General features: G+C 54.9%; 16 protein-coding genes. 8 read left to right on the top strand and 8 right to left on the bottom strand.

Translation table 11 applies throughout. The annotated features are described in order from the left end of the window. Positions 1 to 6 precede the first annotated feature (6 nt). The 4 genes from BUB27_RS17560 to BUB27_RS17575 all read left to right on the top strand — a co-directional run bounded on the left by BUB27_RS17560 (position 7) and on the right by BUB27_RS17575 (position 3,039). Positions 7 to 465 (top strand): L,D-transpeptidase, encoded by a 459-nt coding sequence (locus tag BUB27_RS17560; protein WP_143185197.1) that lies wholly within the window; start codon positions 7 to 9, stop codon positions 463 to 465. A 106-nt stretch (positions 466 to 571) separates the two neighbouring features. Beyond that, positions 572 to 1,513, top strand: coding sequence for a metallophosphoesterase family protein (locus BUB27_RS17565; RefSeq protein ID WP_143185198.1), 942 nt, complete (start codon positions 572 to 574; stop codon positions 1,511 to 1,513). Positions 1,514 to 1,581: 68 nt separating this feature from the next. Continuing rightward, the gene (locus BUB27_RS17570; RefSeq protein WP_143185199.1) at positions 1,582 to 2,223 is read left to right on the top strand and encodes an HAD-IB family phosphatase; all 642 of its coding nucleotides are present in this window, start codon (positions 1,582 to 1,584) and stop codon (positions 2,221 to 2,223) included. A gap of 6 nt (positions 2,224 to 2,229) precedes the next feature. Continuing rightward, positions 2,230 to 3,039, top strand: coding sequence for an ABC transporter ATP-binding protein (locus BUB27_RS17575; RefSeq protein ID WP_143185200.1), 810 nt, complete (start codon positions 2,230 to 2,232; stop codon positions 3,037 to 3,039). A 27-nt stretch (positions 3,040 to 3,066) separates the two neighbouring features. Here BUB27_RS17575 and BUB27_RS17580 read toward each other — a convergent pair whose 3' ends face one another. From BUB27_RS17580 to BUB27_RS17610, 7 genes are all read right to left on the bottom strand, one after another. Further along, positions 3,067 to 3,549, bottom strand: coding sequence for a hypothetical protein (locus tag BUB27_RS17580; protein ID WP_143185201.1), 483 nt, complete (start codon positions 3,547 to 3,549; stop codon positions 3,067 to 3,069). A 9-nt stretch (positions 3,550 to 3,558) separates the two neighbouring features. Further along, positions 3,559 to 4,188: a lysophospholipid acyltransferase family protein gene (locus BUB27_RS17585; RefSeq protein ID WP_143185202.1), complete on the bottom strand. Its 630-nt coding sequence runs from the start codon at positions 4,186 to 4,188 to the stop codon at positions 3,559 to 3,561. A gap of 21 nt (positions 4,189 to 4,209) precedes the next feature. Beyond that, positions 4,210 to 4,869 carry a (d)CMP kinase gene (gene cmk / locus BUB27_RS17590; protein ID WP_143185203.1) on the bottom strand — a complete coding sequence of 220 codons (660 nt, stop codon included), beginning with the start codon at positions 4,867 to 4,869 and terminating at the stop codon, positions 4,210 to 4,212. 15 nt (positions 4,870 to 4,884) lie between these two features. Continuing rightward, positions 4,885 to 6,168 carry a 3-phosphoshikimate 1-carboxyvinyltransferase gene (gene aroA, locus BUB27_RS17595; protein WP_143185204.1) on the bottom strand — a complete coding sequence of 428 codons (1,284 nt, stop codon included), beginning with the start codon at positions 6,166 to 6,168 and terminating at the stop codon, positions 4,885 to 4,887. A 21-nt stretch (positions 6,169 to 6,189) separates the two neighbouring features. Then, positions 6,190 to 7,032, bottom strand: a complete 843-nt coding sequence (locus BUB27_RS17600) for a prephenate dehydrogenase (RefSeq protein WP_143185205.1) — start codon at positions 7,030 to 7,032, stop codon at positions 6,190 to 6,192. 78 nt (positions 7,033 to 7,110) lie between these two features. Next, positions 7,111 to 7,536, bottom strand: coding sequence for a hypothetical protein (locus BUB27_RS17605; protein ID WP_143185206.1), 426 nt, complete (start codon positions 7,534 to 7,536; stop codon positions 7,111 to 7,113). An 84-nt stretch (positions 7,537 to 7,620) separates the two neighbouring features. Then, positions 7,621 to 8,166, bottom strand: coding sequence for a hypothetical protein (locus tag BUB27_RS17610; RefSeq protein ID WP_143185207.1), 546 nt, complete (start codon positions 8,164 to 8,166; stop codon positions 7,621 to 7,623). A gap of 162 nt (positions 8,167 to 8,328) precedes the next feature. Between BUB27_RS17610 and BUB27_RS17615 the strand changes: the two genes are divergently transcribed. Further along, the gene (locus tag BUB27_RS17615) at positions 8,329 to 9,363 is read left to right on the top strand and encodes a LuxE/PaaK family acyltransferase (protein WP_143185208.1); all 1,035 of its coding nucleotides are present in this window, start codon (positions 8,329 to 8,331) and stop codon (positions 9,361 to 9,363) included. A 32-nt stretch (positions 9,364 to 9,395) separates the two neighbouring features. On the opposite strand, the gene BUB27_RS17620 is transcribed toward BUB27_RS17615, so the two are convergent. Further along, positions 9,396 to 9,875 carry a Rossmann-fold NAD(P)-binding domain-containing protein gene (locus BUB27_RS17620; protein WP_143185209.1) on the bottom strand — a complete coding sequence of 160 codons (480 nt, stop codon included), beginning with the start codon at positions 9,873 to 9,875 and terminating at the stop codon, positions 9,396 to 9,398. Positions 9,876 to 9,987: 112 nt separating this feature from the next. On the opposite strand from BUB27_RS17620, the gene BUB27_RS17625 reads away from it, so the two are divergent. From BUB27_RS17625 to selB, 3 genes are all read left to right on the top strand, one after another. After that, complete coding sequence (locus tag BUB27_RS17625) at positions 9,988 to 11,049, top strand: acyl-CoA reductase (protein WP_143185210.1); 1,062 nt, start codon at positions 9,988 to 9,990, stop codon at positions 11,047 to 11,049. Positions 11,050 to 11,121: 72 nt separating this feature from the next. Then, positions 11,122 to 11,343 carry a S1 domain-containing protein gene (gene infA, locus BUB27_RS17630; RefSeq protein WP_143185211.1) on the top strand — a complete coding sequence of 74 codons (222 nt, stop codon included), beginning with the start codon at positions 11,122 to 11,124 and terminating at the stop codon, positions 11,341 to 11,343. 23 nt (positions 11,344 to 11,366) lie between these two features. After that, complete coding sequence (selB, locus tag BUB27_RS17635; RefSeq protein ID WP_143185212.1) at positions 11,367 to 13,274, top strand: selenocysteine-specific translation elongation factor; 1,908 nt, start codon at positions 11,367 to 11,369, stop codon at positions 13,272 to 13,274. Positions 13,275 to 13,299: the final 25 nt, after the last annotated feature.

The raw sequence follows: 13,299 nt of genomic DNA on the forward strand, positions 1-13,299 counted from the left end.
TCAGCCATGAGCAGCGAATTAAACATCCTCGTCTCCGTCGCAGAGCAGACTCTTGAGCTGCGTAAAGGGAATGAGGTTCTCCACCGCTACCCTATTTCCACCGCAGCCAATGGCATCGGTTTCCAGGAAGGCTCCTACTGCACGCCTACCGGCCGCTTCATCGTGTCTGAAAAATTCGGTCACGAAGAACCGATCCATACCACCTTCAAGGGACGCGTTCCCACCGGCATCTGGGATCCCTGTGAGTGCTGTGAGGATGATCTCATCACCTCCCGTATTCTCTGGCTAGACGGTCAGGATGAAGCAAATACCAACTCCAAGGCCCGCTACATCTACATCCACGGCACCAATCACGAGGACAAGATTGGCACCCCGGCCTCCTGTGGTTGTATCCGTATGAGAAACGAGGACATCATCGAGCTATTCGAGCTCGTACCCGAGCTGACGCTTGTCATTATCAGCTAGGTGCTGAGCTAATCCGTCATTCATGACAAATTTTGCGATTAATCGTGTAGTCTAATTTTGACAACCATGTTTCTCTAGAGAAACATATTACACCTTAACCGCAATCATGAATAATCGCAGAAACTTCCTCAAGTCCATCCTCGCAGGTGGCGCAGCCAGCTCAGGCCTTGCTACCGCCGCGTTTGGACGCAACTTTGACCAGCCCGTCCCTAAAAAACCGGAGGGTGCTACACGCATCCTGCACATCACGGATCTACACATCCGCCCGGAGCACAAGGCTCCGGAGCGCTGCAAAAGACTCTTACAAAGCGCACTTAAGCAAGCAGGTCACGTAGATATGGTATTCAACGGTGGCGACTCCATCTACGCCGCGGACTACAAAAACATCAAACGAGAGCGTGTCCTGGAACAATGGAAAGTATGGGACGACTACGTAGCCGCTCCTCTGAAGGGCCACAAAATGGTCAGCGCCCTCGGCAACCATGACATGTGGTGGGCGACCGAGAAAACCGACAAGATGTACGGTAAACCCTACGTCCTCCAGCGCCTCAAGCAGAAGGATCGTTACATGGGCTTTGACCTAGGCAAGTGGCGTGTGCTCGTGCTCGACTGCAACAATGGCGGTCTACTGGATAAGGAGCAAGAGGCTTGGTACTTCAAGGAAATCAAAGAACACAAAGACAAGCCACTCGTCATCCTTTCCCACCAGCCCATCATGATGGGCGGCAGCCTGTTGGGCAAGGGCATGAGCGAACGCCAGAAGGAACTGGTCAATCCGCTCGTCGAGGCCAAGGTCGAGGCGCGTCCGGTCCATTTCGTCAGCGGCCACATCCACGTCCGTGATGAGCTGGCCTACAAGAACGTCCACTTCCACTGCAATGGCTCTGTCAGTGGTTACTGGTGGGAATACATGGATAGCCCGGGTAAAGATAACTCCTATGAAGGCACCCCGATGGGCTACACCATCATTGATTTGCACGATGACGGCAGCTACCACAGCCACTACCACAACGCCACCGACGCCAAGGACGGCAAGTTGCTTGGGTAGATCAATTAATTCACAAATGACCAAATTCCCGCTCGCGATGCGGTAGGGTGATAGCTAGCTTCTGCTCCATGAAGCTAGCTGTTTTCGATTGTGATTCGACCCTCTCCTCCATCGAAGGGATCGATGAGCTTGCACGCGCCAAAGGTCCGAAGACCTTCTCCGAAGTAGAGGCCCTCACCAATGCAGCCATGAATGGCGAGATCCCGCTCGATGAAGTCTTTGCCCGTCGACTGGAAATCATTCAGCCGGATCTGGCAACCTGTGAGAAAGTGGCCCAGCTCTACATTGAAACTGTCGAACCGACAGCCAAGGAAACCCTCGACCAGCTCAAAGCCGAAGGCTGGACACCGATCATTCTCTCTGGCGGCTTCAAGCGCCTCATTGAGCCACTCGCTGCCCACCTCGAAGTAGACCGCATTGAAGCAGTCCCACTCAACCTGGATGATGAGGGTAACTACATCTCCTTTGATGCCACCTACCCCACCACCTACAACGGCGGTAAACCTGAGATCATCCGCCAGCTCAAAGCAGAGTTCTCTCCCAAGAAGGTCATCATGATTGGTGATGGCGTATCCGACCTTGAAACCAAGTCGGAAGTGGACAGCTTCATCGGCTTCGGCCGCTACACCCCGCGCCCAAAAGTCCAGGAAGGCGCCGACCACTTCATCATCTCCCTGGAACAGCTCATCGCACTCCTTAAGAGCTTCTAACAAGCAATGCCCGAACCGCTGGTCAGCCTGAGGAACATTACCTATGAGCGTGAAGAAACCATTCTTCACAACGCCTCCTGGGAGATCCGGGAAGACCAGCACTGGGTCGTCATGGGGCCAAACGGCTCTGGTAAAACCACGCTCCTCCGCATTCTAACTGGCTACGAGAATCCGACCTCCGGTGAAGTATTCACCCTAGGCGGCACCGAAGACGCCGATGAAGGCTGGTTTGATATCCGCAAAAGCATTGGCTGGGTATCCATGGCTCTGGCCCACCGCATTGAGGAAGACCAGTTTGCGGCCGATGTCGTCCTGACCGGACGTGAAGGCATTATCAATTTCTGGGAAAAGCCTGAAAAAGAAGATGTCGAGAAGACCATCAAGATCATGCATCGCATCGATGCCTGGCACCTGCGAGATCGCCTCTGGGGACAACTCTCGCAGGGAGAGCGCCAGCGTATTCTCATCGGCCGAGCGCTGATGAATGAATCCAAATTGCTCGTATTGGACGAACCCTGTGCTGGGCTGGATCCAGTCGCTCGCGAGCATTTCCTCCAGTTCCTCGAACAGCTGATGCGTCAGAAGGAAACGCCAAGCATCATCCTCGTCACCCACCATGTGGAGGAAATCATTCCCCCCTTCAGCCATGCCTTGCTGATGAAGCAAGGCCGTGTTCTCGCCAGCGGTTCCATCAAGCAGACAATCACCGCCGAGAACCTCTCCAAAACATTTGATGCGCAGGTCTCCCTGCGCACTACAAAAAACAAACGCCTCCAGCTCGATGTGGAGGCGTTGGGTGACAAGAAGGTTTTTTAATGTATTAAATAACTTAAAATCCCCTCCTTAAATTTTTCGATCGTGGATTGCATTTATCGCTCTGAGGTATGATTCGGTACCCACACCAACTTGAGCCCAAACAGGCTTTTGTTCACCACCTAGATAGTCGTACTGTGAATCAGCGTCCCATAATGTCACAATCTGTGAGGGGAATACATATTCGTAATCAGTATATTCCGATGGGTCATCCTCATGGGCGTTAATGAACTCGAATAACTCTCGGGCATTCAGTTTAAAAACATTCTGACCTTTGTAGGTCACAAGCATTCTCTCATCGTAAGATGTACCGACAAAATCAACCAAGTCATCATCTCCGTATTCTACCTGAATAGAAGATGAGCAACAATAGTCCATGCTACCGTTATCCCGCTCTAGTGGGAAACCAACCAATTTCATACAGTGCCTGATTTCCTCACGGGTACTTCCGAGCTTAAAAGGCCCAACACCTAAGTGGGGCTCAATTGGCAGATGTAGAATGGTTAAATTCACTTTTGTTCTTTAAACCTCCTTAAACTCAGGTCGCTCGATCTTGGCGATGGCTTCCATGATGCGTTCGGAGATCTTCTGGTAGCCTTCTTTGCCGCGGTATTCTTTCAGCTCTTCCTTGGTGAAGTAGATCGGATCACCTACGACGACATCAATCTGGCAACGGCGCAGTTTGCCGGATCCACGAGGCAGGGCCTCACGGGCTCCGAAGATACGCATCGGCTGCACGGTTGCCTGGGACTTGGCCACGATGAGACCTACCCCGGGCAGAGCAGGACCGAGGTTACCGTCGAGAGTCCGAGCTCCTTCAGGGAACATCACCACTTTCTTGCCGTTCTTCAGCGCTTTGATGATATTCTTCAGCCCCGTCATGTCAGGATTTTCCTGATCCACTGGGATAGCATCCCAGTTGGTGTAGAGCCATTTGAAGAAACCTTTGAAGAGGGTCTTACGGGCCAGATAGGTCACGTTCTCCGGGTAAGAAATACCAATCAGCGGAGGATCCAAAAAGCTCTCGTGGTTGGCGCACATCAGTACGCCGCCATCCTCAACAAGCTTCTCCTCATTGATGATCCGGCGGTTGAAGAATGCTTTTCCGGCGCACTTGAAAAACAAATACCCGATCCAGTATACCGTCTTCATAGATAGTTTCAGATTTTAAAATTAGTTCCCTAACAGCTCTGCTGGAGCCCCGCGTTCCTTGAGGATTTCGAGCACACGCTCGATCACCTGCTCAATGCTCAGTTCACTGGAGTCGATCTTGACCGCGCCTTCAGCGACCACGAGTGGAGCCGTCTTACGCTTGCTGTCTTCCTCATCGCGCTTACCGAGTTCGTCTACGATTCCCTCAGCGGCACGGCGCTGCCTGCGAACTTCCTCGCTGGCATCGATATAAATTTTAAACGGAGTATCCGGGAACACCACGGAGCCGATGTCACGGCCCTCCATCACCACACTGCCCAGCTGCAGATAATCACGTTGTCTCTGCACCAGCAGCTCACGCACCTCAGGAATGGCGGCGACCTTGGACACACGCTGGTTCACGGCGTCCTGGCGTAGCGCGTCTCCGGGATCGACTCCATCTACTAGGATGGTGGACAGGTTGTCGCTCACGCCACAGCTGAACTCCACCTCGCCTAACATCTTGATCACAGCCTCGCTATCAGCAGGATCTACGTCCTTCTGAATCGTTGCCCATGCCACAGCACGGTACATGGCCCCCGTGTTCACCATGATCAAACCCAGGCGTTTGGCCAAGGTCTTTGCCACGGTGCTTTTGCCGGAGGCAGCCGGTCCGTCGATTGCAATTGCTATATTCTCCATCACTACTGCCTTTCCTTAGCGTACGCTGACGCTCTCTAGTTTTTCGAAGTAATCCGGGAAGGTCTTCGCCGTGCAGCCCGGGTCATTGATAGTTACCGACACAGGATCGAGAGCCAGCAGGGAGAAACACATCGCGATGCGGTGATCGTTATAGGTATCGATCGCTGCATGCTTGAGCTCAGCCGGAGGAGTCACTTCAATGAAGTCTTCACCTTCTACGACTTCGGCACCCACCTTGCGGAGCTCCGTGGCCATGGCGAAGAGACGGTCAGTTTCCTTCACGCGCCAGTTGTAAATGTTGCGAATCGCCGTGGTTCCCTCGGCAAACAAGGCCGTGGTCGCGATAGTCATGGCAGCATCCGGGATGTGGTTCATATCCTGATCCACAGCAGTCAGCTTACCGCTCTCGACTGCCACGTAGTCATCACCCCACTCCACTTTGGCACCCATGTCTTCCAGCACATCGGCAAAACGCACATCACCCTGGATGCTCTTCTTGCCAATACCGGTCACCTTCACGCGGCCACCTTTGATAGCAGCGGCGGCAAGAAAGTAGGAAGCTGATGAGGCATCACCCTCAACGAGGAAGGAACCCAGAGCCTGATAGGTCTGGCCGGATTTCACAAGGAAGCGCTCGTAGTTGTCATTCTCCACAGTCACACCGAACTGAGCCATCGTGTGGATGGTGATATCGATGTATGGCTTGCTCACCAGCTCGCCTACGATCTCAATCTCTGTATCGGCCTTCGCCAAGGGAGCAGACATCAAAACCGCGGTCAGGAACTGGCTGGAAATGGAACCATCGATGGAAATCTTACCACCGGCAAATCCATCCGCAGTGATCTTCAGCGGCGGATAGCCTTCGCTCTTCAAGTAGTCGATCTGGCAACCACCCTGGCGCATCGCATCCACGAGAGCATCGATCGGGCGCTCCTCCATGCGAGGCTCACCAGTCAGGGTAAACTCGCCTTTGCCCAGGCAGAGCGCCGCGCTCAGTGGGCGCATCGCTGTACCCGCATTTCCCAGATAGAGCTCATAGCTGCCAGCATCTGTCAGCGGACCACCTTTACCTGTGACCACACAGCGGGTGCCATCCTCAGAGAGTTCATAGTCCACACCGAGCTGCTTCAAGGCACCCAGCATGTAGCGCACGTCGTCACTATCCAGCAAATTGGTAATCTCTGTCTTTCCCTCTGCCAGAGCCGCCAACAACAAGGCCCTGTTAGAAAGACTCTTCGAGCCCGGCAGGTGAATCTCACCCTCGATCTTCTTGATCGGCTCCAGTGTAATACTTTCCATGATTCTTCGTGTTTGAAAATTTTAGATCAGACTTCTGCGTTTCTTCGCCTCATCCAGATAGGCGTGCAGTGCCTCCCGGTCTTCCTTCTCCAGCATGTCCATCAGCTTGACCAGATCACCGATACTCTCACGCATGGAGCGCTGCAGAGCATCCCGGTTCTCCATCATAATCTCAGTCCAGAGGGTCGGATCCCCTCCCGCCACGCGGGTCGTATCGCGCATTCCTCCGCCGCACAAGTCGGCAATGTCATCAAAAGCCAGCCCCACGGTCGCGCCCACACAGGCAAGCACATGCGGGAAATGACTGACGCGCGCTACGGCGTAGTCGTGATCCTCAGCAGTCATGCGGCGTACCCGACAGCCCAGTGACAGCCAAAAGGCCTCCACCTGCTTGACGCTATCCTCATCCACTCCGCCGTCATTGGTCACTAGACAAGTGGCACCATCCAGCAGATCGTCCTTCGCGGCTTCCATGCCAGTCTGCTCGGAACCCGCCATCGGGTGACTCCCGACGAAGCGAATCTTGGTACCCTTGAGCGTAGGAGCCAACATCTCGTGCACCATGCGCTTCACGCTGCCCACATCGGTCAGCAGGATTTCCCGCTCACCGGCCACTTCCACGATCTTCTCCACCAGTTTCGGCATCACTCCCACTGGAGTGGCCAAAATCACCAGATCAGCCTCCTTAACCGCCTCTTCGAGATCCGTGGTGACGGACTCGATGCCCACGGACTGAGCGACCTTCAGCGGCTCCTCGCGTCGTCCCCACAGGGTCACCTGGCAGCCGGATAGCTTTTTGACGGCGGACAAAGCCACCGATCCACCCAGCAACCCCGGGCCTAATATGGTCACGCGTTCGAACATCGTGCAGCGATATAAAAAGCGCCGAGCCCTGATTGCAAGACTCGGCGCGAAAATGATACATTTAATTGTGTCTATCCCTTAAGGCACACGGAACTTGTGAGCTGGGTTCGGATCGTGAGGATCGCGAACGAGGGTGCCGCTTGGGATACCGCGCACGTCTACCTGATTCTTGGTGTACGGGTTAAAGACATAGCCTGCCTTCCCTGGAACTGGATCTGCGTACTGATAAGTACCGGGAGTAGGATTGGGCGTTGGAGTCGGGTCAACGTTGGTGCCGGCTTGGCCACCACCTGCATTTCCCATAGCCTCTTGCTGCTCCAAGCGGCGGCGTGCCTCTTCGAGCTGGCGCTGTGCATCGTCACCTACGGTTGCTGTTCTCTGCGCAGGATCTACACGGTCTGTTGGCACCGGACGATCATACGGAGATGGCGGATAAGGTGGGTAACATGACGTCACCAGACCGCAGAATGCCACGGACATCATGGATACGAGAGATTTTTTCATAAAAAGTTCTTTTATTGAATGATTTTGGGCGAAAAGGCTACAAAAGCAGCAGCGATGTTATGATGAAGCCGAAAGACCCTAAAGTCAAGTAACTCCAACATTTTTACGGAGTATGCTAGCAGCATTTATCATCGGGTTCAAGAGATCTGTGCCATCCTGACAGACGCTGCAGCTGAGATATCCCTTACTATCTTTGCCTTCATGCATACATGGACAATGAGATAGAGAAAGATAAACTTCTATTCCGAGAAAGATCGCCCCACCCGCGCCGAGAACTGTAGCCAGCAAACTAAGAGCCAGAACTTGCGGCTGTCCCGTCAACTCGGAAACTAGACCAGAAGGCTTCAGAGCCATGACAACCACCAGCATGACGCTACCCGCGTACACGGACTTGGCGAGGGTGAGGGTCTTATCAGAAAGACTCTGGCGCAGAGAGGATTCCCTCACCAGACCAGCAGCCAAGATAATGCCAGCCACCCACCAATCAAGGCAGTCGCTAAGGACGGCCAAACAGACCAGCAGGGTGCAGCCCGTACCTTGCCGTGTGGAGACGAAGCGCAGGACCGGCGAGACAAACCCGGCGGCTTTGCCCAGTGACTTCATTCTCACCACATCAGATACTGGATACATTGTCTTGGTGATTCTACTTTGTGGTAGTAGGATGCATCGCCAAAGCACACCCCAAAAACAGAGTGCCGCAGAGAAAAACGATACACTAACATAGAAGCATAAGTATCAATACATTGCCACTCATTTCCTCAATCTTTTTCGCACCCCTAACATTGCTAAACCATGGAGATAGAAGCCATTACAGCAGAACTGATAGAAGCCATTTCTAACGAATCCCCCCAGGAATGGGACTTCGACAGCCTCGCCAAGAAAATCTTCGCCTATCAGTACGCGCACAACGCCCCCTACCGCGCCTATTGCGATGCCCATGGTATCTCCCCGTCTGAGGAGCTTCACTGGCAGGATATCCCTGCCGTACCGACAGACGCCTTTAAATCCACCAACAATCCCACCTGCCTGCCGGAAGAAAAGCGCGGCAAGCACTTCAAAACTTCCGGCACGACCGGTGAGACCCAGGGCACTCACTACTTCCAGGACACCAGCCTCTACGAGAAATCCATCATCGAGGGATGGAAGGACGCCGGCCTGCCCGCCATCTACAACTGCCTCATCCTTTCCCAGCCGCCCGAGGAAATGCCCCACTCTTCTCTCGTGCACATGATGCAGACACTGCGCGACCATTTTGCACCAGAGGCCACCTTCCTCATCCGCGAGGGCCACATCTCCATCGCAAAGATCCGCCAGGCTATCCAGCAAGGCTCGCCCATCACCATCTTCGGCACCGCCCTCGCCTTCCTCCACCTTTTCGAGAGCATTGATGAACCGCTTGAGCTTCCAGACGGCAGCTGGGCCATGGAAACCGGCGGCTACAAAGGCTCAGGTCGCAGTCTCTCCAAAAAGGAACTCTACGCACTCTTTGAGGAAAAGCTGGGACTTCCCGCCTCACGCATCTGGAACGAATACTCCATGACCGAGCTCAGCTCCCAGTTCTACACCCGGGAGATCGACCGCCCCCACAGCGGCCCACCATGGACCCGCATCAAAGTCGTCAACCCAGAGACCGGAGCGCAGGTCAAGCCCGGCGAAACCGGCTACCTTCACATCTACGACCTCGCCAACCTCCACTCCGTGCTCGCCATCCGCACCCAGGACCTCGCCACTTATCACGACGAACGCTCCTTCACCCTCATCGGCCGTGACCCCTCTGCCATCCCCAGAGGCTGTTCGAGGTCGGCGGATGAGACGTTGTCGAGGTGAGTCTACCACTTCCAATCATGAGATGAGTAGTCTTAGTAGCAGCGCCCCCTGGGGTGTCCGCCTATTTTGCTAAAACTATTTCGGGGGACATCAGGTAGTTGCGAGTTTTTGATAGCCTCGTAAACCCTCAGAGATTCATTGTCTTGCTTTGTAGACTCCCAATAAACGATCTCAATTGGATATACGCAGTATCTTCCATCAGGGCTGACTACTGCGTCTACAGCATCTTCTCCTTTCTGCTTCTCATGCCTCACTTGGACGACATTCCACCCAAAAGAATTTTTGAGTAGTATCGCGTATACCAAGCCGATAGCGGACTTATTTTTCCCGGTGAACGACAATGTAAATGGTTTTTCAACTGTATCGCTTAGAAGATGACTAATCCTTTTCACTTCTCGCTCACACGCTTCTGGGCATTCTGGAATATTGTTTATCCGAAGTACCTCTCTACCGAAATTTAGAACATCCAAGAAAAGATCATAATCACTGATAGGCTCACTTACTAGCTTCATTGGTTGTAGCTTGCATCATCGTTCCACGCTCTGCCATCTGATTTTTGGTGTTAATCCCCCACTCTCACACTAGACAAGCCGCCCGGGCTGTGCAGAGTCTTTCTTGAGCACTATGACCACCCAGCAACGAGCAGACATCCTCGCCACAATCTGTGCAGACTACACAGCGTTCCTCGGCGAATTCTCCGCAGACGACCTCATCGACTGGGTCACGCTGGAGCTGCAGCATGACGAGGCGCTGGACGCCTTCGTCCCTTATGGAGATATCCGTAGCAAAGCGGTCCCGCTCAGCCCCGTCGTCCATGTGGTCAGTGGCAATACTCCGCACGCCGCCCTTCAGAGCATCCTGCGTGGGCTGCTGCTTGGAGCGGAGAACATCGTCAAACTCCCCTCCAGCGGCCTTCCGGAGGTAGAAGAATTTGCCGGTAAACTCCCAGCGGAGCTCCAGCCTCTGCTCACTCTCAGCCCTCGGCTCGACCAAGCTACCCTATCCAAGGCCAAGGCTGTCGTCGCCATCGGGTCGGACGAAGCCATCGCCGCGATCCATTCCCGCCTCAGCGCTCACCAACGCTTCATACCCCACGGCCATAAACTCAGCATCGGCCTCATCGAGCAGCCCAGCACGGATGCCGCCACCAAGGCCGCACGCGACATCGGCCTGTTCAACCAGCAAGGCTGCCTCTCCCTCCACACCGTCTACGTGAAGGAATCCCCGCAGGAATTCGCCCGTATGCTGGCCACCGCCATGCAGCGCTTTGAAGAGGATAACCCTCGTGGTCCCATCTCCGTTTCCGAATCTGGTGCCATCTCCAACCTGCGCGAGACCTACCGCTACCACGCTGCCGTAGAACCGGAGAACTACCTCTTGCTAGAAAGCAAGCAAGGCACCGCCTGGACCATCATTTTCGAGAACAACGCGCATCTCGTCCCCTCCCCGCTGAACCGCACCGTCTACGTCCGCCCCTGGCCGGTGGACCTCAGTGAACTGGGCAGCGAAACCCAATATCTCTCCACCATCGCCTTGGAACCACTGGATGAACTGTTAGAAGAAGTCGAGCCTCTCTCCCCTCCGCGCATCTGCTCACTGGGCGAGGGCCAGCAGCCGCCACTCATCTGGCACCACGACGGCTTTCCCCCACTTTCCTCCCTCGTCAGCTGGCGAGACATCCATTAAACACTTTAAAAAACCGACGCCCCAGCGTCGCCCCCCCAATTAACGATTAACAATTCACCAATAACGAGTCCCATGAAAGACGCACCTATCTCCACCACTGGCACCATCCTCGAGAAACGCGAGGACAACATGACCTTCCTCGTCAAGCTCCCCAATGGAAAGGTCGTGCTCGGCCACCTGCAGAAGAAGAATGCCGACCTGCGCGATTCCCTCCAGCCAAACGAAACCGTCCAGCTGGAAATGACTCCCTTTGATTTTGAAAAAGCCCGCATCGTCGCCCGCGTAGAAGCGTAAAGCAAACTGCTCTCTCTGTAATCATGCATCTCATTCTCGGAACAGCCGGACACATCGACCACGGAAAATCCTCCCTCGTTAAAGTTCTAACAGGAACGGACCCAGACCGACTCCCCGAGGAGAAAGCACGCGGTGTCACTATCGAGCTGGGCTTCGCCCACCTGACTCTGGGAAAGTATGAAATCGGCCTGATCGACGTGCCAGGCCACGCAGATTTCGTTAACAACATGGTCTCCGGTGTTGGCTCGCTGGACATCGCCCTTTTCATCGTCGCTGCCGACGACGGTTGGATGCCCCAGTCCGAGGAACACCTGCACATCCTCAATTACCTCGGCGTCAAGAACGTCATCATCGCCCTCACCAAGGCAGACCTTGCCGAGGACCTGGACTTCACCGTTGAGCTGGTACGCGAGGAGCTGTTAGGGACTACTCTGGAAGAGGCTCCCATCGTTCCCGTATCTTCCATCACAGGTATGGGGATCGATGCGCTCAAGGAGGAAATCCTCAAGCTCGCAGTCGGCATCAATCACAACTCCAGCTCGCTCAATCCACGTCTCTCCGTGGACCGTGCCTTCTCCCCCACCGGCGTGGGCACTGTAGTCACAGGCACCCTAACAGGTAGTGATTTCCATAAAGGCGACCAGCTGGTCTGTCTGCCACAGGGACTGGACTGCACCGTGCGAAATGCCCAGAACCACAACCAATCTCTCGACACCGTCAGCAGCGGCACCCGCACCGCGCTAAACCTTCCCGATCTCCCGCTCTCCAGCAAGGGCAAGCCAGGAGTGAAGCGCGGCAGCGTCATCACGACTCCCGGCTATCTCCAGCCCCCCCTTACGCTGGATGTGCAGCTGCAGCGGGACAAGCGCCCGATCACAGGTCAAACGGCCACCAAGCGCGTGCTGAAAAACACCGAGACCGTGATCCTGCATCACGGCACCTCCCGCACCCGCGCCCGCATCGTCCTTCACTCCCAGCCCTCACTGCATCCTGGTGAGGCCTGCTTTGCCCAGCTGCGACTGGAAGAGCCTATCGCCGCCTGCACCGGAGACCGCTTCGTACTCCGCGACGGCGCCCAGCAAGGAACGCTCGCCGGAGGCATCATCCTGGATGCCAATGCCAAGCCGCGCCTCTTCCGCTCCGAGGATCGTGCCGCCTTCCTCACAGAGAGATCCGAAGACCCAACCAACCTCCGTACGGTCATCCTTTCCGAGCTTCGCAAGACACCCTTCCTCTCCACCACCAAGAGTATTCCGAATACCCCATTCACCACAGAGACCTTCAGCAAGACCTGTGAGCAAGTGGTGAAACAGAAGAAAGCCACCCAGCGTGGTAACTGGCTGTTAGACTCTGACTGGTGGCAGCAGGTCACCACTCAAGCTGGACAACTCGTCACCGACTACCATCAGCAGAACCCGGATGCACCCTCCATGCCCATTGAGGCCTGGCGCAAAGCCCTCGCCAAATCCAGCAAGGCTCCGGCTGACTTGTTAGAACAAATCCAGAAACATCTCCTGGCAAACGGCTATAGCTCCAAAGGTGATGGCATTGCTTCTCAAGAGCACTCTCTAGAACTACCGGAAAAGCTCCAGCCCATCGCGGACAAAATGCTCAGCACACTCAAGGGATCAGGCCTCACGCCGCCGCCCGTTGTCGAACTGGCACCGGACAAGGACAGCAAGCAGGTGCTCACCTTCCTCATCCGCTCCGGCCAAGTCATCGAGCTTGACCCGAAGGCCGTGCTCGAAGCCTCGGTGTATGAGGAATTCAAGAAGAGTATCCTCTCGCACATCCAGTCCACTGGCAAAGCCACCGCCAGTGAGATCCGCCAAGCCACCGGCGCCACCCGTAAAACCCTCATGCCCACCCTGGAGCGTCTCGATGCTGAGGGTCTGACTCTGCGGGACGGGGATTACCGGAGTCTTAGCTAAAGCCGTCTGTCTCATTTGCAGACTC

This window comes from Rubritalea squalenifaciens DSM 18772 (assembly GCF_900141815.1).
In the GTDB taxonomy this organism is placed as follows: domain Bacteria; phylum Verrucomicrobiota; class Verrucomicrobiia; order Verrucomicrobiales; family Akkermansiaceae; genus Rubritalea; species Rubritalea squalenifaciens.